Raw genomic sequence first — 18931 nt, 5'->3', positions numbered from 1 at the left:
ACCGGTCGGTCCGATGTCTGGGTTTTTGCTCTCTGACGCGCGAGCCTGCGTACGAGCGCGTTGATCCATGACGACACCGCTGGTAGGCGTTGTGCCTGGCTGGTGACGGACGTGGAGGCGGCGTTGGCGAACGGCAATGGCGGATCCCGAAGGGCGATCGGCTATGTGTGCCTCACGCACCCCGCCGAGGACGAGCTCGCGCGGCGCAGCCACGCCCTCCGCGCGTGCTGCGCGGAGCGTGGGCTGCTCCTGACCCGCGTCGTGCACGACGTCGACCCGTACGGGCAGGACCGGCGTCCGTCGCTCGTGTGGGCGCTCGAGCAGCTGGCCGACCGCCGGGCGGATGCGCTCGTGCTGACCCGGCTGCACGATCTGTCCGCGAACCCGCTCAACCTGCGCCCGCTGCTGACGTGGTTCGACCACGAGCACCGAACCCTGATCGCGCTCGACCCGCCCGTGGACACGTCCGTGGAGGGCGGCCGGGTGGTGGCGCTGGCCAACGCGCGCCTGCGCGACGGCGGGCGTTTCTCGGTCGCCGACATCCCGGAGCTGCAGGAGCGGATCGCGATCATGCGCGAGAGCGGGATGACCCTGCAGGCGATCGCCGACCGGCTCAACGCCGAGGGCGTGCCGACCCTGCGCGGCGGCGCGAAGTGGCGCCCGTCGAGCGTGCAACGGGCGACGGGTTACCGGCGTCCGCCCGGGCGTGGCGTCAAGCTCTCGAACTGACCGGCGCTCCGCTCGGCGCCGGACTTTGGCAGGTAAGGGTCCGGCGCCGGAGCGAGTGTCACGGAGCGCTTGAGCCCGGCCGGACGCTCCCCAGAACCCGGCCGGTGCGCCGGTGTCGCGTCGGCCCTACGACGCGACTGCTCTCTCGCGCTCCGTATCGCCGGGAACCGCGCGGATCACTCCCGCTTCGCGCCCGGCCTGCCGATTGCTGACCAAACCGCGCGTATACGCAATCATGAAGCCCGGGCGGCGCTGGCGCGGCCCGGTTGCAGGCGCTCGGTCAGCTGGAGCGCCTCGAAACCGTCGACCAGCGCGTCGGTGCCCTGCTCGAGCTTGAGCTGCATCTCATCGGCGTAGAGCGGATAGACGCCGAGGAAGGTCACGGTGTGGTCGCCGTGCTCGAGGCGCGTGAACGGCTCGTCGACGGTCATGACGGGGAACAGCAGCGCGCAGCAGAACTGGGTGTCCTCGGCGTACGGCTCGGGTGGGTCGCCGTTCGGGACGGTGTGGCCGAACCACAGCCAGGTGTTGAAGGAGTGCGGAAGCACGGCGAGGTTCTGCAGCAGCCGGAACGGCCAGTACACGCGCTCGTCATCGAACGCGTCGTGGTCGATGGGCCAGTCCGGAGGCAGCGCCATCACCAGCTCGGCGCGGGAGACGTCGTCGCTCGGCGCGTCCATCGGGCGCTCGCTCATGCCGGAGGTCACGAGCGTGATCATCGGGCGCTCCTGCGTCGGCATCACGACGTGGATGTCGACGTGCACGTACGGCGACAGCGCTTGGTGAAAGACGCCCTCGGGCTCGCCGAGGTGGCGTTCGATGTGCGCGTCGATGGCCTCGATCAGGTCGGGGTCGCCGCCCGACAGCACCGGCTCCGCGGCCTCCTCGTGACGGTAGATGCGGCTGCCGCCGGCGCTGTACTGGTCATCGGATCTGCCGCGACGGAAGCGGTCCAGGAAGCCCATGCGCCTCCCCGTACCCGAAGTTGGCGTGCGGGAACTTCACACCGCCCCGCGCAAACTTGCCACATGAGGGGTGGACGGTCCGTTTTGCTCAACCTCACTTCACCGAAGGCCGACAGGGTGGATGTGCCGCTGTTCCGTCGCTCTCCCTCCCCCGCCTCAGTGGCCGCGCCTGACGCTGCCGCGGCCGAGCTGCGCGCTCGCCTGCGCAGCATGCACGACCACTGCCTGACCAACCTCGTCGCGGGGCTCGACGCCATGAACCGCGGCGACCTGACGTACCACGTCGCTCCTGCCACCAAGCCGATCACCACGCGCTCGGACGATCCCGAGACCCAGGAGCTGGTCGACCTCTTCAACTCGATGCTCGACAAGGCGCAGACCGCCTTGCAGGGTTACAACGACGTGCGCGAGACGATGCGCGCCGCGCTCGGTGACCAGTCCTGTCTGGACGGGCTCCAGGAGCGCCTGACGAGCATGTCGCAACACTGCCTGACCGGGCTCGGCGACGGGCTCGGCGCGATGGCGCAGGGCGACCTGACCGTGACCGTGCACCCGGCGACGACCGCGCTCGAGGCCCCGCACGGCCGCGAGCTCGGCTCGCTCGGCGAGACCTTCAACGTGATGCTCGGCCAGGCCCAGGGCGGCCTCGAGCTCTACAACGCGACGCGCGAGAGCGTCGCCCAGATCATCGCCGGCATCAGCGAGACCGCCGAGCGTGTCTCAGGCGCCTCGCAGGAGATGTCCGCGACCACGTCGGAGACCGGCAGCGCGATCGAGGACATCGCGCGCCTGTCGTCCACCGTCGCCGAGGGTGCCGACCGCCAGGTCCGCAGCATCGAGGCGGCGGAGTCGATCAACCGCGAGGCCGTCGAGCTGGCCGCGCACGCCGCGCAGCTCGCCGCCCAGGGTGTCGAGCTCACCACCCAGATCTCCGCGATCGCCGACCAGACCAACCTGCTCGCGCTCAACGCCGCGATCGAGGCCGCCCGTGCGGGCGAGACCGGCCGCGGGTTCGCCGTCGTCGCCGACGAGGTCCGCAAGCTCGCGGAGTCCTCCAACGGCACCGTGCGCGAGACCGAGGCCGCGTTCCACGGGCTGTCCGAGAGCATCACCAGCGTCTCCGCGTGCATCGAACGCATGTCCGAGGCGACGGTCAACGTGGGCCAGATCGCCCGGGAAGCCGGCGCCGCGACGGCCGACGTGTCCGCCGCGACCGAGCAGTCCTCCGCCGCCACCCAGCAGATCGCCGCCTCCAGCGCCGACCTCGCCGAGATGGCGACCTCGCTGCAGGGCCTCGTGGAGACCTTTCGCCGCTAAGTCGTGAAGGTCAGCGTCATCCAGCCGAACTGGTCGCCGGGCAGGTAGAAGCCGGCGAACACGGAGTCCGCGGCGCCCTCCGGGATGATCCCGGCGATCCGCTCGTAGACGTAGGTGTTGTTGGTTCCCGCCGGGTTGTGGATGCCGGCGGGGCCGGGGTCGACCGAGCATGCGGCGGGCGCGGGGCCTTTCGCGGTGTCGAGGTTCACGAGCACGGCGCGCTTGTTGCCGGCGTCGGTGCCGCCGGAGCCGTCGAAGCGGAAGATCATCCGGGACGCCGCGCCATTGATCTCGACCTCGGGCTCTTTGGCGTTGAAGTCGATCGTGTGCGCGCGATAGCCGAAGTGCACGGCGCCGTTGAAGTACAACGCCGCCTGGCCGCTCGCGGGGTCGTACCAGCCCTCGCGGAACGGGAACTGGTACTGGTAGCGCAGCTGCGCGGGGTTCACGCCGCCGCTGCTCGAGCAGCCCTGCGAAGGCGGGTCGGCGACCGCCGGCGCGACCGCGCTGGCGCCGTCGCCTGAGGCCGTGCCGGCGCTCACGTACTGCACGAACGAGTCCCGCACGCGCCAGGTGACCGAGGCTGACGTGATCGCCACCGCGGTCGCCGGGCGGGCGAGCGGCGACGGCTCGTTGGTGATCGGCGTCGTCGCCGGCCCACCGCTGCCCGGCGTGGTGGGCGAGGCGGGCGCGGTCGGCGTCGTGGTGCCGGGCTGGAACGCGGCGTCCACGGACGTGGTGCCGAACGTGCCGGTCTTGACGCGCTCGAGGCGCAGCGCCTTGCGGATCGCGGTGGCGCCCGCTTTGGTCAGCGTCACGCGGGCACTCGAGACGCGCACGGTGCCGGCCGCCGCGCCGAGCGAGAGGTTGCTTGCCGTCGTGCGCACGGTGAACGCCGTGCGGCGCGTGCCCGCGATGCGGGCGGTCAGCCGGGAGGAAGAGCCGAGCGTGGCCTGCCAGCGCGTCAGCGTGACCGCGCGCCGTCCGGCGCGCAGGCGCAGGGCGCCGTCGTGGGTGAGCGTCGCGGTCGTCCCGACCGTCCCGCTCGCCACCGGGAGCGTGAGCTTGGAGCCCCGCAGCGTGGCCGGCGCGACGGCACTCACCTTCACGCCCTGCCGCTTGAGCGCGCTCAGCGCGCTGCCCTTGAGGGTGACCGTCGTGTCGGCCGCGGCCGCCGCGGGAAGCGCGAGCGCGGCGAGCGCCGCGCCGGCGAGTGCCGTCCTGAACATCTCAGCCCTTTCGGAGCTTGAAGCTCGTCGAGATCGTCTGCGTGACCCGCTGGCCGCCGGCCGGGGTGACCGTCACCGTCATGCGCGCCTTCACAGTACGACGGCCGAGTGCGCGGACCGCCGCCTTCGGAAGCCGCAGGCGCAACTCGCCCGCCCGGCCCGCGGCGAGCTTCGTCGGGCCCGTCACCCGCGCACTGTAGGTCCTGCCGCCGATCTTGAGCTTGACCGTGCGCGGGCGCGAGATCGTGCAGCCCGCGCTCGGGCAGGTGAGCGAGGCGAAGCGCAGCACGCCGCTGCGGGTGACCGTCTGCAGGGCGGCGACGCGCGTGACGGCCGGCGCCTCGACCGCGGCCGGCGTGGCCGCCGGTGTGGGCGTCGGCGTGCTCGCCGGCGGAGCCGGGGTCGCCATCGGCGTGGCCGTCGCGTCAGGGGTCGCGGTCGGCGTGGCTGTCGGGTCGGGCGTCACGGTCGGCTGCGGCGTGGCCGTCGGCTCGGGCTCCGGCGCCCACGCCGTCACGGTGATGGTCACCGGGTCGAGCTCCGTGCCCTCGGTGTAGAAGCCCGCGAACGCGGGCGCGCCGTCCTGGGTCAGCGTCGCCGGCAGCTTGTCGAGCACGACCGGCGGCGTCGCGTTCGCGGGAGCGCCGCCCGCGAGCGCCGCGAACTCCACGTTCGGGAAGTGCTCGACCTCACCGGAGTTGAGCGACTTGCTCTTGACGTCCGCGTACAGCCTCGAGCTCGTCGTCCCCACCAGCACGCGCGGGTTGGTGAACGTCATGTCGAGCAGGCCGCTGTGGCCGAGGAACCTGACGGTACCGCCTGCGCGCACCAAGCCGGTGCGCGTCTCGGGATCGAAGTCGTCGCCCGTCAGCGGAAAGCGGAACGTGCCGTCGGCGTTGCGAGTCACGCCTTCGCTGAGCGTGATCGAGCCGTGCGCGATCGGGCCGGCGATGTAGGTGCGGAACGAGGCCTTCAGGCCCCAGTCAAGGTGGCCGGTGGTGACGTCCTGGGCCCGGGCGGGGGTCGCGAACGCCAGCCCCGCGAGCGCCGCGGCAACCGCGACGCGCTTGTCAAGGAGACTTAACAGCTGTCGTGAAAGCACCCGAATTAGGGTACCCTAACGGTGCGATCACCCGCGGAACCGACATCGCCGATCCGTCGAGCCGGCTCCCGGCATATGTCGCGAACGGATTACGCGGCGCGGACCCGCGCGGCGGCGCGGGCGTCGAAGCGCTCGCGCGCCTCGTCCACCCGCTTGCCGTGCGCAAGCGACCATGAGCCCAGCGCCTTCAGCGGCGGCGCCATGGTCGCGCCGAGCGACGAGAGCGCGTACTCCACCCGCGGCGGCACCTCGGCGTGCACGCGGCGGATGAGCAAGCCGTCGCGCTCCATCGCGCGCAGCGTCTGTGTGAGCACTTTCTCGGAGATCGGCGAGAGGTCTTCGAGCAGCTCGTGATAGCGGCGCGTCCCGTCGCCCAGGGCGAGCAGGACGTCGACCGACCATTTGGAGCTGAGCAGCCCGATCGAGTCGCGGATGAGCCGGGCCGAGCGCGTGCGCTCAGCCACCCGGCGGGTGTGGGCCTGTTCCGCCGCGGCGGGCGGGGCGGGGCTGGTGGTCATGCCTGTGCTCCCCTTAGCTTGAGTCCCAACGCTCTCAGCGCGCGGGACACGCGCAGCCGCGCGGCGTTCTGGGTGCAGCCCAGCGCGCCCGCGACCTCCTCATAGTCCAGTTGCTGTACGACGCGAAGCTCCAGGGCCCGCTGCTGCTCGGCCGGCAACGCCCGGACCGCGACCCGCAGCAAGGGCGCGAGCGACGACGCTTCCATGCGCTCGTCGACGGCCTCGTACTCCTCGCACTCGGCCCACGCCGTCGGGATGCCCATGCGCTCCCGGGCCGCGCTCTCGATGCGGTTGTGCTTGTGGTACTGGCGCAGCAGGTTGCGCGCGATCCCGAACAGCCACGGCGCCCCCGAGCCGTCGGCCATGTCGCGAAAGCGCCTGGAGGAATGCCAGGCCTGGGCGAACGTCTCCGCCGTGAGATCGAGCGCGGCGGAATCGGACCCCGTCTGGCGGGCGAACCAGGAGTGCACCCAGGTCGCGTACCGGTCGTAGAACTCCCGGAAAGCGGCCGGATCCTGCCTCGCGGCGGCGAGCAGATCAGCATCGGTTCTGGTCACGTGGTGCGTAGCAGCTCCAAGCGGTTCGCTACCTGATCATGACCGGAGCGCGAAGACTGTGTCTTAAGTCCTCGCGAAGACGCGGTTGGGTTCGATGGAGCGCTCGAAGACCCGCTCCATGATCGGCTCTCCCGTTCCATCTTCCGGCGGGAGCGCCTTCACCAGCACGAACTTGGCCCGCTCCCCGTCGAGCTCCAGCCACGCCACCTGGTTGTTGAACCAGGGCTTCTCGTGGGCCAACCGCCAGCGCACGTCCGGGTCGCGGACACCGGCCAGCCGTGCCCACAAGCGCGTCCAGCGGCCCGCGAAGCCCGTCCAGGCGCCGAGGATCACGCGGCGCTCGTTCGCGTCGAGCGGGTTGCGGAAGGGCGAGCACACGGCCTGCCATACCGCAGATCTCACACCAGATCCGGGCGGGAATCCAATCTCGGCGAGGTACGCGTGGTGCACGTCGCCGCTGAGCACGGTGATCGTCGACGGCGGCTCCCCGTGTTCCCCGGCGCCGACGGCCCGCAGGTGGTCGATCATCCGGTGGAAGGAGTCCTGGAACGCCGGCCAGTGCTCGAGGTCCAGCTCCTGACGCAGCTTCTCGGCGACCCGCTTGATGAGCCGGCCCCAGCCGCCGTCCGCGGTGACCTCGTTCCACGCCTCCAGCCAGTGCATCGCGGGGCCCATGATCAGCGGCAGCGAGGTGCCGATCAGCAGGTGCTCGTGATCACCGGTGGCGTGCTCGGTGATCCATTGCCACTCCTCGGGGTCGACCATCGCGCGGTCGCCGGGATCGAGCACGCGGCCGGCCCGCGAGTCGACCATCACCAGCCGCGCGGGGCCGATGTCGCGGCAGAAGCTCCAGCGCGTGCCCGCGACCTCGGCGTCCGCGCGGCGCGCGTACTCGCGCAGGCGCTCGGTGGGCTCGTCGCCGTGGAGGAGGTCCTGATAGAGGTCGTACTCCTCCCGGTCGGCGTGCGAGAGGTTGCCGAGGTGCTGGTAGATCAAATAGCTCTCGAACGCGGCCACGATCCGGCGCCGCCACCAGCCCTTCTGGCGCATCTCGGCCAGCCACTCGACCGACGTGTTCCAGTCGTCGTGGACGTCGTGGTCGTCGAAGATCATCGCGCTGGAGACGGTCGAGAGCAGCCAGCGGATGACGGGCTCGCCCCACGAGGCCCTGTACAGGTCCACGTAGTCGTCGTAGGTCTCGACCTGGTCGCCGTCGAGCTTGGCCTCCAGGTCCGGGTGCACCTCGTCGGCGTACACCTGGTCGCCGAGCAGGACCAGCGCGTGCGGGTAGGTGTCGGCCGGCTGGCGCATGAGCTCGAGCGCCAGGCCGCGCAGCGCGTCCACCTCACGGCCCTTGGGGTCCTCGTCCTTGCGCAGCGTGTACGGCGGCTCGTGCGGCGCGGCCACGCGGCAGGAGCCGAACACGACCTTGACGTGCTCGTCGGGCGTCTGCGTGCGGATCACGCTCGGCGGGAACTCGGAGCCGGGCTCGGGCCAAACCACCTCGCCGTCGAGCCGCACCTCGTAGGGCGTCGTCGTCCCCGGCTCGAGCCCGACGACGTGGACGAGCGCGTAGTGGTGGCCCTCGACGCTGAACGTCCGCTCGGACGACGGCTCGACGCCCTCAGGGTGGACCTCGACGTGCGCCGGCCCATCCGTCTGGACCCAGATCGTCGCTTCGTCGGCGCCGGAGTAGCGGAGGAGGGGACCGAGAAGCAGATTCATGGGTTCGGCAAGATACTCGGGTGAAGCGCGCGGCCACCCTGCTTGCCCTCCTCTGCGCCGGTTGCGGCTCGACCCAGACCGCCAGCCAGTTCGGCGAGGTTCCCCTCCTGCTTCCCGCGCAGGTGAGCGGGAACGACGCCGGCGTCTACTTCGCCAGCGCCCGCACCTACGACCAGGGTGAAGGCGCCGAGTTGCTGCCGTCAAGGCAAGGTGACGCGGACTTCCGGATCACGGCCGATCCGCCCGCGGGCTGCATCACGGTGATGGCGATCGTGCCGCCCGACGAGCTCGTGCTGTGCGTGGACGAAGTGATCCTCCAGGACGACCGCGCGAAGGTCCTGGCGGTCGTGCGCGCGCTGCAGCGCGGCTACACGCAGGCGCAGAAGGAGCCCGAGGAGGCGATCACCGCGATGACGACGGCGCTGCCGGACGCCAACCGCGAGGAACTCGCGGCCTCGCTCGATGACGTCGCCGCCAGCTGGACGGCGGGGCAACCCTTTTTCGGCGCGGTGCAGCGCGGCGACGCGACCGACTCCTCGGTCGCGCTTGAAGCGAACGAGCAGCGCAGCGAGGGCGACTGACGCCTACTGCGCGCGGATCCGGCGGAACTCTTCCCGCCAGGACTCCGGCCGGCCCCACGTGTTGATCGTCTCCACGCGGCCCGCGCGCACCTCGCGCAGCACGAGCTCACCCTCGATCCCCGCCTCGTCGAGCAGGCGCAGCGTGCCGTGGACGGTCGGCGCGGACGCGGCGTGCCCGAACTGGTGCGCCACGATCAGGTGGAAGTGCCAGTCGTGGTTGGAGTACGGCTGGGCGTTGCAGGTGACGAGCAGCACGGCGGCGTCGACGTAGCGTTCCTCGTCGATGCGCAGGTCGAGCTCGAGGTCGGTCCAGTCCGACGGCAGCGCGTCGATGAGCTCCTGGAAATCGTCGGCAAGCGGCATGATCTGGTGAGAGAGCGTACCGATGCCCGGTGACTCCCTCCCACTCGACCTCGACGGACTGCTGGCGCTGCTCGAGCGGCTCGACGGCGCGGAGGAGGCGTCGGTGGTCCGCAGCGCGCTGGCCGCGGGCTATCCGCGCGACCGTGTCCAGGACGAGCTCGAGCGCGAGGTGACGCGCCGGCTGGCCCGCCTCGAGGAGCGCTAACGTTTCGTCAGTGACCACCTTCGTCGTCGACCGATCCGAACGCGGCAAGCTCGCGCTCACGGGTGCCGAGGCCAAGGACTTCCTGCACGGGCAGGTGACCAACGACATCCTCCGGCTCGAGCCCGGCCAGGGCCTCTACGCCGCGTTCCTGACCAACAAGGGCAAGATGCTCGGGGACCTGCGGGTCTTCGATCTCGGGGACGAGCTGCTGATCGACTGCGAGCGCGTCGCGCTGCAGGGGCTGTTCAACCTGCTGCACCGGACCAAGCTCGGGCGCGACGTGGAGCTGCACAAGCGCACGCTGCAGATGGCGCTGTTCAGCGTCATCGGGCCGGACGCGCCGCCGCTGGTCGGCGTCGGCGAGCACACGTGCGCGCGGGTGCAGCTGGGCAACGCGACGGTGGTCGCCGCGCGGACCGACCTCGGCGTCGACGTCTTCTGCTGGGCGGAGGACCGTGCCGCGGTGCGGGCCGCTTTGGACTTCCCGGACGGGGACGAGGCCGCGGCGGAGATCGCGCGCGTGGAGTCGGGCCGGCCACGCTACGGCGTCGACCTCGACGACAGCGTGATCCCCCAGGAGGCCGGCCTCAACGAGCGCGCGGTCTCCTTCACCAAGGGTTGCTACGTCGGCCAGGAGACGGTCGCGCGCCTCTACTACCGCGGCAAGCCGAACCGGCGCCTGCTCGGCGTCAAGCTCGAGGAGCCGGCCGAGCCGGGGACGGAGCTGCGGTTGGGCGAGAAGGTCGTGGGCAAGCTCGGCTCGGTGGTCGTCTCCCCCGAGCACGGGCCGATCGGCCTGGCGCTGGTGCGGCGCGAGGCCAGCCCGGGCGACACGGTGCAGGCGGCCGGCACGTCCGCGCTCATCGTCGAAGTGCCGTTCGCGCGGTAACTTTCTTGTAGCAATCCGCACCCGATGAAGGGAGCCGCCCGATGGCCGCTCACGTGATCGTGCTCGCCAACCGCACCGCCGCGGCGCCTGAACTGATCGAGGCGCTCAAGCACCGCGCCGAGCGCGGACCGATCGCGGCGACGCTCGTGATGCCGGCGGGCGGGCCGGGCACCGCGGAGCGGGCGGTCGCGCAGGAGCGGCTCGAGGGCGCGCTGAACGCGTGGCGCAACGCCGGCATCACCGTGTGCGACGGCGTCGTGTGCGACCCGGTGCCGCTGGAAGCGCTGTCGGAGGTGTGGGACCCGATGCGCCACGACGAGGTGATCGTGTCCACGCTGCCGGGCCAGTCGTCGAAGTGGATCCGGTCCGACCTCCCGCACGCGGTCGCACGCTTCACCGGCGTGAGTGTGCTGCACGTGGTGGCGCACGACCCGGAGACGCACGTGGAGACCTCGCCCGCCCCGGTGCACGAGCGCGAGCCGCTCGGGCCGCTCAGCGTGCTGGCGTGGGGCGGGCGCCGCAGCTAGCTCAGCGCCAGACGTACCGGGTGTCGAGCGTCTTGTCGAACTTGAGCAGCTGCTCGTTTCGCGCGTTGAGCGGCAGACGCTCGTACAGCGTCACCTTGAACTGCGGCCCGCGCATGAACTTGCCGCCGCGGCGCCGAAAGCTCATGTGACCGCCGATGGGCTCGAACGTCTTCGGGTCGACGTGATAGACGAACCGGCGCTTGAAGCCGTACTGGCCGTCCTCGCGCACGAGCCGGCGGACCTGGCGGCCGTCGACGCTGACGACACCGTCGTCGCGCACGTCGCCCTTGTCGAGCTCGGCCCGCAGGTCCGTGGCGGGATCGCCGCCGAACATGCTCGGCGAGGCGCCGGCCTGCGGGAGCTTCGCGTCGCGCCAGATCGTCACGGTGTCGGTCCACGCGTCGTAGAAGCGCAGCCGATCCTTGAAGAAGGCGGTCTCGATCCGGTTGCCTCCGGACCGGCGGCCGATCACCCCGCCCTCGAAGCGGGTTCGCCAGCGCGTGGGGTTCGCGGCGTACCACTGCTCGGAGGGCATCACGACACGGGTCCCGTGCCTGAGCTCGATCTTCATGTGGACGATCTCGCCGTCCGGTGCGAGCGCCTCGCGGGCGGCGGCGATGGCGTCGACGCCACCGCCGCCGCTGGGGAGCGCGGAGATCGCGACGGCCAGGGCCGCTCCGGCGGGGACCGCCGGGAGCAACAGGCGCGCGGCACGGCGGCGGGAGCGCCGCGTGTGGGCCGCGCGGTGCAGGTCGCGGCCGAAGTCGTCCATGTAGGCGTCGAGGTTCATGTCGTGGTCGCCTCCCGGATGGCGATCGGGTCGAGGAGGTCGGCGAGCGCGGCCAGGCCGCGGGACACGCGCGCCCGGGCCGCCGGCTCGGAGATGCGGAGCGAGTGCGCGACGTCGGCGTACGGAAGCTCGTCGACGATGCGAAGCTGCACCGCGTCGCGGATCGGCTCCGAGAGCGCGCTGAGCGCTTCAGAGAGGTCGCGGCGCAGGTCCTGCAGGGCGGCGCGCTCCTCCACCTCGCGGAGGAGCTCGTCCGTGGCGGGCGGGCGCTCGAGGCCGAGCTTGTTCAGGGCACGTTGCTCGGCGTGGCCGCGGCGATAGTAGAGGGCGAGCTGTCGCTTGGCGATCCCGTACAGCCACCCCGCCGCCTCGGCTTCGGTGCGCCCGCGGAACTTGTGGCGCGACGCCACTGCCTGGGCGAACGTCTCGGCCCACAGGTCCAGCGCGACCTCCGTATCCGCCGTACGCCGCACCAGGAACACGAGCAACGCGTCCCGGTGCCGTTGGTAGAGGGCGTCAACGTCCATCGGCCCCACAGTTGCACCGGGCAGTGCGAGTGTGACATTGGCGGTACTCCCACGTGCGGGGTGCGGCTGCCTCCTGGCGCGACACGAGCTACCTGGGCTTTTGAGGACCGCGAATCCGGGGAAAATTCCCCGTGATGCCACAGACCGTCCTCATCGTCGACGACCACGCCGGGTTCCGGCACGCCGCTCGCGCGCTGCTCGAAGCCGACGGGTACCGCGTCGTGGGCGAGAGCGCGACGGGCGGCGAGGGCCTCGCCGCGGCCGAGCTGCTGCGACCGGACCTGGTGCTGCTCGACGTCGGGCTGCCCGACGTGGACGGCATCGAGGTGACGCGGCGGTTGTCGCGCATGGGCGGGCCGATGGTGGTGCTGACGTCGTCACGGGACGCGTCGGATTATCCGCCGCACTTCGACCATTGCGGCGCGCGCGGGTTCATCCCGAAAGCCGAGTTGTCGGGGACGGCGATCGCGGCGCTCGCCGCGGCCTAGGCGCTCGGCGCCTTCACGCCGCGCGGGTGGCTGGCCACTCCCTCGATGCGCCGTCGTAGCCGTGGCGCGCGAGGAAGCGATCGAGCTGCTCTGCGCTGATGCGCGGCCCGAGCTCGAGCGTCGGCGGGTTGTTCGCGGCGATCCACCAGCCGACCAGGCGGGCCTCCCACACGGCTTCCGCGGGCATCGAGCCGCCGAGGCGCCCCGGCGGCGGCGCCTGCGCGTACGCGCGGCGCGACCGCTCCACCAGCGGTGAGCCGTCCACGGCGCCCCAGTCCACCACCCGGCCCCCGGCGATCCAGATCGCGTCGAAGCGCCCCGCGGCCGACGGATGCGGCGCCAGCACCAGCCGCGCACCCGTGTGGATCGCGCGCAGCACGCCGCCCAACCGGCTCAGCAAAGCCTCCAACCGCACCCGGCGACGCGCCAGCCACGCCGCGCGCTCGTAGCGCTGGGCCGCTGCCGCCTCCTTGATCTGGTGGTCCACGCGCGCGAGCAGCGCCTCTCCCCCGCTGCGGCCCACGAACAGGCGCAGCGCCGCGTCCAGGCGCTCGCGGTAGACGTTCGGGTCCAGGTCGTGCAGGCAGGGCGACAGGCAGCGGCCCATCTGGCCGTACGCGCTCGGATGCTCGCGCCGGGGCAGCGTCCGCCCGCAGTGGCGCAGGCCGAACAGCGAGTTCAGCTGCTCGACCAGTTCCGCGGCTGCGGCGCGACCGCGCACGGGCCCGACGCAGACGGCGTGGCCGGCGGCCGGCTCGCGCGCCACCTCCAGGATCGGGAACGGGATGTCCAGGCGGCAGCGGATGTAGACGTAGCCGTCCGGCTCGGCCTTGCCGCGCACGTTCCCGGGCGGCTTGAGGGCCTTGATGAGCCGGTCCTCCAGCAGCAGGGCGCCGAGCTCGGACTCGGTCACCGTGTGATCCACGTGCTCGGCGCGCTGGGTCCAGGACGCGCCCGAGGTGAAGTGCGAGCGGGCCCGCACGCGCAGATCCACGGACTTGCCGACGTACAACGGCTGCCCGTCGGCGTCGCGGAAGACGTACACGCCCGGCTCGTGCGGGAGCGCGGCCAGGTGCGGGCGCTCGTTGCGCGGGCGGTTCGGCACCGTCGGCGGCCGCTTGCGGACCTTGCGCGCGCCGAGCAGCGCGATCGCGTCGCCGATCGTCGGCGCGTTGGCGCACAGCCGGCCGAACAGCGCGCAGAAGACCTGGGCGCACGTGCGCGCGTCGGGCAGCGCACGGTGCACCTCCTCCACCTCCACACCGAGCGCGCCGGCCAGCGTCGCCAGGCCGCGCTTGCGCTGCAGCGGAGCGAACCGGCGCGCCATCTGGACCGTGCAGATCACGGGCGGGTCGGGCCACTCCAGCGCCGCGCGCGCGAATGCCTGGCGCAGCACGCGCACGTCGAAGCGCGCGTTGTGCGCGACCAGCACCCGTCCGCGCAGCATCGCCGCGAGCCGCGGCAGCACCTCCTCGGGCGGCTGCGCGCCGTCGACCATCTCCTGCGAGATGCCGGTGAAGCGCTGGATGTAGCGCCCCAGCGGCGTCGACACGCTCACGAGCGAGTCCCACTCCTCGTGCAGCTCGCCCCCGCCCACGAGCACCGCACCGACCTCGGTCAGCTCGCAGCGGTCACCGCTCAGTCCGTTGGTCTCGGTGTCCAGGGCGACGTACTCGGCGGTGGCGGTCGGCAGGTCGAACATCAGTTCGACAGCATCGGCCACGGGTCGGACGGTGCAACGGCGCTCCCGGCCCACGCGGCCGATAATGTCCGCTTTTCCATGCGCCGCCGGCTGCTCCTGACCGTCACGCTCGTGACCGCCGCCGCGGGCTGCGGCGACGACACGCAGCGCGTCAACGAGCTGCGCCCGGCCCCGCAGGTGAACCTGACGGCGGCCGTCCAGGACGACGTGATCCGCGTCTCGCCGCGCTCGGTGGGCGCGGGCCAGCTCGTCCTGATCATCTCCAACCAGTCCGATCAGCCGCAGCGCGTGACGTTCCGTACCGACGAGCTCGGCGGCAGCCAGGGCGGCCGCACCGCCACCTCGCCGCTGATCCCGGCCAAGTCCACGGGCCGCCTGAAGATCGACGCCCGCGAGGGCCGCTACTCGGTCAGCGTCGCCGACGACGCAATCCAGGCCGCACGCGTGTTCGTCGGCCCGCCAAGGGAATCCGGGCAGGACCGGGTCCTGCTGCCCTAGACGCCAGTGCACGTCCTGACCACGGTCGACGAGGCCCAGATCGCGCGGCTGCGCAAGGCGGACGAGTTCTTCTGGATCGACCTCGTGCACCCGTCCGACGACGACGTCGGACGGCTGGGCTCGGCGCTCGGCCTGCACCCCGTCGCGCTCGAGGACACGCGCGAGTTCGGGCAGCGGCCGAAGGTCGACCCGTACGAGTCGCACCTGCTGCTCGTGTTCTTCACGGTCAGCCGCGACGCGACGCCGCTCGAGGTCCACATCTACGTCTCCGGCGGCTTCATCGTCACGGTGCGCCGGGACGAGTGCACCGTGCTCGACGAGCTGCACGAGCGCCTCGCCCGGCACTCGCCGCACGACGAGGAGCTGCTCGTCTACCGCATCCTCGACGGGCTGACCGACGCGTTCTATCCCGTCATCGCCAAGCTCGAGTACCAGATCGACGAGCTCGAAGGCGACGTGCTCGCGCGGCCCCGGCGCGAGCAGCTCACGCGCGGCTACCGCCTCAAGCAGACCGTCCGCGAGCTGCACCGGCTCGCCGACAACCAGCACGACCAGTTCCGCGGCGCCCACCAGGCGATCCTCTCGCTCGAGGGCTTCGCCGCCGGCTCCAAGCCCTACCTGCGCGACATCATCGACCACCTGCAGCAGATCGCGGGCGAGTTCCAGCGCCAGACGGAGGATCTCGTCTCGCTGACGCAGACCTACTTCAACGCCAACTCCGACCGGCTCAACAACGTCGCCACGCGGCTCACCGTCGGGGGCACGCTGTTCCTGGTGTGGACGTTCGTGACCGGCTTCTTCGGCCAGAACTTCGGCTGGCTGGTCGAGAACGTCGAGAGCAAGCACGACTTCCTCGTCTTCGGCGTCGGCGGCCTCACGATCCCGACTGTGATCCTCCTCACGCTGTTCTGGGTCAAGCGCCGCGACTGGTTCTGATCGGCACTAGGGTTTCGACATGTCCGTCGATCGGCACGAGGGTTCACCTCGCGAGCCAGGATTCCCTGTCGGCACCTCCCAGCTCACCCAGTTGGACGTCGAGCCCGGAACGCTCCCGAAGACCATGCCGGCGTGGGTCATCCGCGCCGAGCGCGAGGGTGAGCCGACCGAGGCCTTCCAGCTGGAGGAGATGGAGGTACCGGAGCCGGGTGCGTTCGAGGTGATCGTGCGCGTGATGGCCGCGGGCGTGAACTTCAACAACGTGTGGGCGGCGCTGGGCAAGCCGATCTCGGTCTTCCGCTACCACTCCGAGGACCACCACATCGGCGGCTCGGACGCGTCCGGGATCGTGTGGAAGGTCGGCGAGGGCGTCACGCGCTGGCAGCCCGGCGACGAGGTCGTCGTGCACTGCAACCAGGCCTCCTACGAGGACCCTGAGGTGCACGGGCTGGACCCGCTCGCGGCGCCGTCCCAGCAGATCTGGGGCTACGAGACCACCTGGGGCAGCTTCGCTCAGTTCTGCAAGGTCCAGGCCCAGCAGCTGCTGCCCAAGCCCGCGAACCTCGCGTGGGAGGAGGCCGCCAGCTACGGGCTGACGTTCTTCACCGCCTACCGCATGCTCGTCGACCAGGCGCGCCTGCAGGAGGGCCACCGCGTGCTGATCTGGGGCGGCGCGGGCGGTCTGGGCGTGTTCGCCCACCAGCTGTGCAAGCTGTCGGGCGCGGACAGCGTCGGCGTCGTCTCCAGCGCCGAGAAGGGCGAGCTCGTCAAGCAGCTCGGCGCGGTCGACTACATCGACCGCAACGAGTACCGCGGCATGATGCGCCGCGGCGACGAGGACCCCGGCCAGGAGAAGGCGCGCTTCAAGGAGTCACGTCGCTTCTGCACGGCGGTCGCCGAGAAGCTGGGCGGCGAGCCCGACATCGTGTTCGAGCACGTCGGGCGCGCCACGTTCCCCACGAGCGTGCTCGCGGTCAAGCCGTTCGGCACCGTCGTGATCTGCGGCGCGACCTCCGGCCACACGCTCGATTTCGACGTCCGCTACCTGTGGATGCGCCAGAAGAAGATCATCGGCAGCCACTTCGCGAACGCCTGGGAGTGCCACCGCGCGAACGAGCTGATCACGGCGGGCAAGGTGCGTCCCGTACTCTGGAGGACACTCGGCTTCGACCAGGTCGCCGAGGCACACCAGCTCATGTACGAGAACAAGCACCTCGGAAAGATCTCGATCCTTGTCGGCGCGGAGTCCGAGGGGCAAGGCAGAACAGCGGACGGCCCGGGCGCGATCCGGGCGGAGGTGGGGGCCTAGATGGCACTCGGAGTAGCGCAGATCCCGTGGTACGCGACCCTGTTCCGGGGTGACCAGTTCGCAGCGGCGGTGGCCGAGGTCGCGCCGTCCGCGATGCGCTACGGCGCACGGGACTACATCGTCTACCGCAACCGCGACGACCTGTACAAGTTCCAGCACTGCGCGACCTTCGAGTCCAAGGCGGACTTCGAGGCGTGGTGGTACGGGCCGGAGATGACCGCCTTCAAGACGATCCACTCGGGCTGGTACCAGGTGCCGGTCCTCTACACGTGGGCCGACATCGTCGCGCAGGGCGACCGCAGCGGCCACGGCCCCGAGGTCGGCGCCGGCCACGGCATGCCCAAGGGCGACAACGTCGACGTCCAGGCGTCCGGCTAAGCGAACTTCGTCCGCCAGCGGGCCAGCCCCATGTGGAGCTGGTCCAGTGGCGTGGCCTGGATCATCGTGTCGGCGTCCTCGCCGAGCTCCGCGCGCAGCCGCTCGTCCATCGCGGCCACGAAGCCGGCCTCGCCGTCCGTGGAGCCCTCGAGCTCGACCTGAGCGTCGAGCGCCTCGAGGACGCGGTCCAGCTGCTCGGGCGGCGCCTCGCCGAAGTGCGTGAGCCCGAGCGCGACCGGATCCCACCCGCGGACGACGGCGACCGACCGCTTCCACGCCTCCACGTCGATGTCGGGCGGCGGCGTCGGGGCGACGGTGAAGGCGTGCGGCGGGATGCGCGCGCCGCCGACGTCCCCCACGAACGCCCAGCGCGACGGCTCGTGGAAGTAGCAGACGTGGTGGGAGGCGTGCCCGGGCGTGTACTCGACGCGGAACGCGCCCTCCACGCCGGTCTCGCCGCCGGAGAGCACGCGCAGGTTCTCCTCCGGGATCGGGACCATCTCGCCCCACAGCTCGCGCAGGCCCTCGTCGCCGCCGTACAGGCGCCCGGCGGAGGCCATCAGCCGTGACGGGTCGACCAGGTGCGGCGCGCCGCGCTCATGCACGTACACGGACAGGTCCGGCCAGCGACGCACCAGGGCGCCGCTGACGCCGGCGTGGTCGAAGTGGATGTGGGTGAGCAGGAGCGCGCGCGGGCGCTCGCCGTCCAGCGCCTCCAGCAACGTCTGCTCGCTCACCCCGGGCCCGGGATCGATCAGGACCCCGTCGACCTCCCAGCAGCAGATGACCTTCTCGCGCCCCTGATGACGCACATCGATGGCCCGCATGGCGCAGACCCTAGGCGATCGGCCGGTGCGTGGTGTCCGTTCATCCGATCGGGGGAACTTCACGTCCTCCGAGCGGAACCTCACCTCCGGTTTGGATCATTCGACCATTGTGTAGACCCCGGGGAGGCATGAGGGAGACGTTACGGGTCCTCATCGCGGACGACCATCCGCTGTTCCTGTTCGCGATCGCGCACAGCGTGAACGCTCGCGAGGAGCTCGAGCTCGTCGGTCAGGCGCGCACCGGGCGCGAAGCCATCGAAGCCGCGCTGGCCACGCGGCCCGACCTCGCGGTCCTGGACGTCGAGATGCCCGACCTGGGCGGCCTGGAGGTCCTGCAGGCGATCACCCGCGAAGGCCTCGCCACGCGCGTGCTGTTCGTCTCGGGCAGCCTGGACCCCGCGAAGTCCTACGACCTGATCGAGGCCGGCGCCGCGGGCGTGCTCGAGAAGGACGCGATGCCCGAACAGATCGGCGACGCCCTGATCCGGATCGCCCGGGGTGAGACGGTCCTCGCGCCGTCCGTGCAGGCGGCGTTGATGCGTGAGGTCCGCGACCGGCGCGAGCGCACGCAGACCGTCCTCTCCCCGCGTGAGGCGGAGGTCCTGAAGTTCCTCGCCGACGGGCTGTCGGCGCCGCAGATCGCCGCGGAGCTGCACCTGTCGCCCTCGACGATCAAGACGCACCTGCAGCGGCTCTACGAGCGCCTCCAGGTGAGCGACCGCGCCGCCGCGGTCGCCGAGGGCATGCGCCGCGGGCTGATCGAGTAAGT

23 protein-coding genes and 1 pseudogene are annotated in these 18931 nt (G+C 71.4%); 13 read left to right on the top strand and 11 right to left on the bottom strand.

Annotation, left to right across the window (positions count from 1 at the left end):
- The first annotated feature begins 102 nt into the window (after positions 1-102).
- Entirely contained in the window at positions 103-729 is a 627-nt protein-coding gene (locus OJ962_RS06750) for a recombinase family protein (RefSeq protein WP_202957145.1), read from the top strand.
- Positions 730-962: 233 nt separating this feature from the next.
- Here OJ962_RS06750 and OJ962_RS06745 read toward each other — a convergent pair whose 3' ends face one another.
- Complete coding sequence (locus OJ962_RS06745) at positions 963-1694, bottom strand: suppressor of fused domain protein (protein ID WP_202957146.1); 732 nt, start codon at positions 1692-1694, stop codon at positions 963-965.
- A gap of 63 nt (positions 1695-1757) precedes the next feature.
- On the opposite strand from OJ962_RS06745, the pseudogene OJ962_RS34330 reads away from it, so the two are divergent.
- Both OJ962_RS34330 and OJ962_RS34325 read left to right on the top strand, forming a co-directional pair.
- Positions 1758-2315: pseudogene (locus tag OJ962_RS34330) on the top strand (hypothetical protein); the annotation flags it as partial.
- A complete protein-coding gene (locus OJ962_RS34325; RefSeq protein ID WP_407697501.1) occupies positions 2316-3011 on the top strand; it encodes a methyl-accepting chemotaxis protein in 696 nt (231 codons plus the stop codon).
- Here the strand turns inward: OJ962_RS34325 and OJ962_RS06735 are convergent.
- From OJ962_RS06735 to OJ962_RS06715, 5 genes are all read right to left on the bottom strand, one after another.
- Positions 3008-4240: an HtaA domain-containing protein gene (locus OJ962_RS06735; RefSeq protein ID WP_202957148.1), complete on the bottom strand. Its 1233-nt coding sequence runs from the start codon at positions 4238-4240 to the stop codon at positions 3008-3010. The two genes, OJ962_RS34325 and OJ962_RS06735, sit on opposite strands and share 4 nt — an antisense overlap.
- Before the next feature lies 1 nt (position 4241).
- Entirely contained in the window at positions 4242-5342 is a 1101-nt protein-coding gene (locus tag OJ962_RS06730; protein ID WP_202957149.1) for an HtaA domain-containing protein, read from the bottom strand.
- An 89-nt stretch (positions 5343-5431) separates the two neighbouring features.
- Positions 5432-5860, bottom strand: a complete 429-nt coding sequence (locus tag OJ962_RS06725; RefSeq protein ID WP_202957150.1) for a winged helix-turn-helix transcriptional regulator — start codon at positions 5858-5860, stop codon at positions 5432-5434.
- On the bottom strand, positions 5857-6417 hold the full coding sequence (locus OJ962_RS06720) for an RNA polymerase sigma factor (RefSeq protein ID WP_202957151.1): 561 nt from the start codon (positions 6415-6417) through the stop codon (positions 5857-5859). Before OJ962_RS06720 ends, OJ962_RS06725 begins: the two co-directional genes overlap by 4 nt.
- Before the next feature lie 63 nt (positions 6418-6480).
- The gene (locus tag OJ962_RS06715) at positions 6481-8142 is read right to left on the bottom strand and encodes an alkaline phosphatase D family protein (protein WP_202957152.1); all 1662 of its coding nucleotides are present in this window, start codon (positions 8140-8142) and stop codon (positions 6481-6483) included.
- A gap of 20 nt (positions 8143-8162) precedes the next feature.
- Here OJ962_RS06715 and OJ962_RS06710 point away from each other — a divergent pair, with 20 nt between their 5' ends.
- The gene (locus OJ962_RS06710; protein WP_202957153.1) at positions 8163-8723 is read left to right on the top strand and encodes a hypothetical protein; all 561 of its coding nucleotides are present in this window, start codon (positions 8163-8165) and stop codon (positions 8721-8723) included.
- A 3-nt stretch (positions 8724-8726) separates the two neighbouring features.
- Here OJ962_RS06710 and OJ962_RS06705 read toward each other — a convergent pair whose 3' ends face one another.
- On the bottom strand, positions 8727-9086 hold the full coding sequence (locus OJ962_RS06705; protein ID WP_202957154.1) for a hypothetical protein: 360 nt from the start codon (positions 9084-9086) through the stop codon (positions 8727-8729).
- 22 nt (positions 9087-9108) lie between these two features.
- Here OJ962_RS06705 and OJ962_RS06700 point away from each other — a divergent pair, with 22 nt between their 5' ends.
- The 3 genes from OJ962_RS06700 to OJ962_RS06690 are packed head-to-tail and all read left to right on the top strand — an operon-like array spanning position 9109 to position 10707.
- Positions 9109-9291 (top strand): hypothetical protein, encoded by a 183-nt coding sequence (locus OJ962_RS06700; protein ID WP_202957155.1) that lies wholly within the window; start codon positions 9109-9111, stop codon positions 9289-9291.
- Positions 9292-9301: 10 nt separating this feature from the next.
- Complete coding sequence (ygfZ, locus tag OJ962_RS06695) at positions 9302-10180, top strand: CAF17-like 4Fe-4S cluster assembly/insertion protein YgfZ (protein ID WP_202957156.1); 879 nt, start codon at positions 9302-9304, stop codon at positions 10178-10180.
- Between the two features lie 41 nt (positions 10181-10221).
- Entirely contained in the window at positions 10222-10707 is a 486-nt protein-coding gene (locus OJ962_RS06690) for a hypothetical protein (protein WP_202957157.1), read from the top strand.
- Position 10708: 1 nt separating this feature from the next.
- Here OJ962_RS06690 and OJ962_RS06685 read toward each other — a convergent pair whose 3' ends face one another.
- Both OJ962_RS06685 and OJ962_RS06680 read right to left on the bottom strand, forming a co-directional pair.
- The gene (locus OJ962_RS06685; protein ID WP_202957158.1) at positions 10709-11497 is read right to left on the bottom strand and encodes a hypothetical protein; all 789 of its coding nucleotides are present in this window, start codon (positions 11495-11497) and stop codon (positions 10709-10711) included.
- The gene (locus OJ962_RS06680) at positions 11494-12024 is read right to left on the bottom strand and encodes an RNA polymerase sigma factor (protein WP_202957159.1); all 531 of its coding nucleotides are present in this window, start codon (positions 12022-12024) and stop codon (positions 11494-11496) included. The genes OJ962_RS06685 and OJ962_RS06680 overlap by 4 nt, the downstream gene beginning before the upstream one ends.
- A 134-nt stretch (positions 12025-12158) precedes the next feature.
- Between OJ962_RS06680 and OJ962_RS06675 the strand changes: the two genes are divergently transcribed.
- On the top strand, positions 12159-12512 hold the full coding sequence (locus tag OJ962_RS06675) for a response regulator (RefSeq protein ID WP_202957160.1): 354 nt from the start codon (positions 12159-12161) through the stop codon (positions 12510-12512).
- Positions 12513-12525: 13 nt separating this feature from the next.
- On the opposite strand, the gene OJ962_RS06670 is transcribed toward OJ962_RS06675, so the two are convergent.
- Positions 12526-14235, bottom strand: a complete 1710-nt coding sequence (locus OJ962_RS06670) for an exonuclease domain-containing protein (protein WP_202957161.1) — start codon at positions 14233-14235, stop codon at positions 12526-12528.
- A 57-nt stretch (positions 14236-14292) separates the two neighbouring features.
- Here OJ962_RS06670 and OJ962_RS06665 point away from each other — a divergent pair, with 57 nt between their 5' ends.
- From OJ962_RS06665 to OJ962_RS06650, 4 genes are read left to right on the top strand one after another with little or no spacing between them, the layout of a single operon-like run.
- A complete protein-coding gene (locus OJ962_RS06665) occupies positions 14293-14712 on the top strand; it encodes a hypothetical protein (RefSeq protein ID WP_202957162.1) in 420 nt (139 codons plus the stop codon).
- 6 nt (positions 14713-14718) lie between these two features.
- Complete coding sequence (locus OJ962_RS06660) at positions 14719-15648, top strand: magnesium transporter CorA family protein (RefSeq protein ID WP_202957163.1); 930 nt, start codon at positions 14719-14721, stop codon at positions 15646-15648.
- A gap of 19 nt (positions 15649-15667) precedes the next feature.
- Positions 15668-16957, top strand: coding sequence for a crotonyl-CoA carboxylase/reductase (gene ccrA / locus OJ962_RS06655; RefSeq protein WP_202957164.1), 1290 nt, complete (start codon positions 15668-15670; stop codon positions 16955-16957).
- On the top strand, positions 16958-17335 hold the full coding sequence (locus OJ962_RS06650; protein WP_202957165.1) for a hypothetical protein: 378 nt from the start codon (positions 16958-16960) through the stop codon (positions 17333-17335).
- Here OJ962_RS06650 and OJ962_RS06645 read toward each other — a convergent pair.
- The gene (locus OJ962_RS06645) at positions 17332-18162 is read right to left on the bottom strand and encodes an MBL fold metallo-hydrolase (RefSeq protein WP_202957166.1); all 831 of its coding nucleotides are present in this window, start codon (positions 18160-18162) and stop codon (positions 17332-17334) included. The genes OJ962_RS06650 and OJ962_RS06645 overlap by 4 nt on opposite strands.
- Before the next feature lie 128 nt (positions 18163-18290).
- Here OJ962_RS06645 and OJ962_RS06640 point away from each other — a divergent pair, with 128 nt between their 5' ends.
- A complete protein-coding gene (locus OJ962_RS06640) occupies positions 18291-18929 on the top strand; it encodes a response regulator (protein WP_202957167.1) in 639 nt (212 codons plus the stop codon).
- The last annotated feature ends 2 nt before the right edge of the window (positions 18930-18931 follow it).

The organism is Solirubrobacter deserti (assembly GCF_027587175.1).
Lineage (GTDB): Bacteria > Actinomycetota > Thermoleophilia > Solirubrobacterales > Solirubrobacteraceae > Solirubrobacter > Solirubrobacter deserti.
This window is presented reverse-complemented; position numbering and strand designations above follow the sequence as displayed.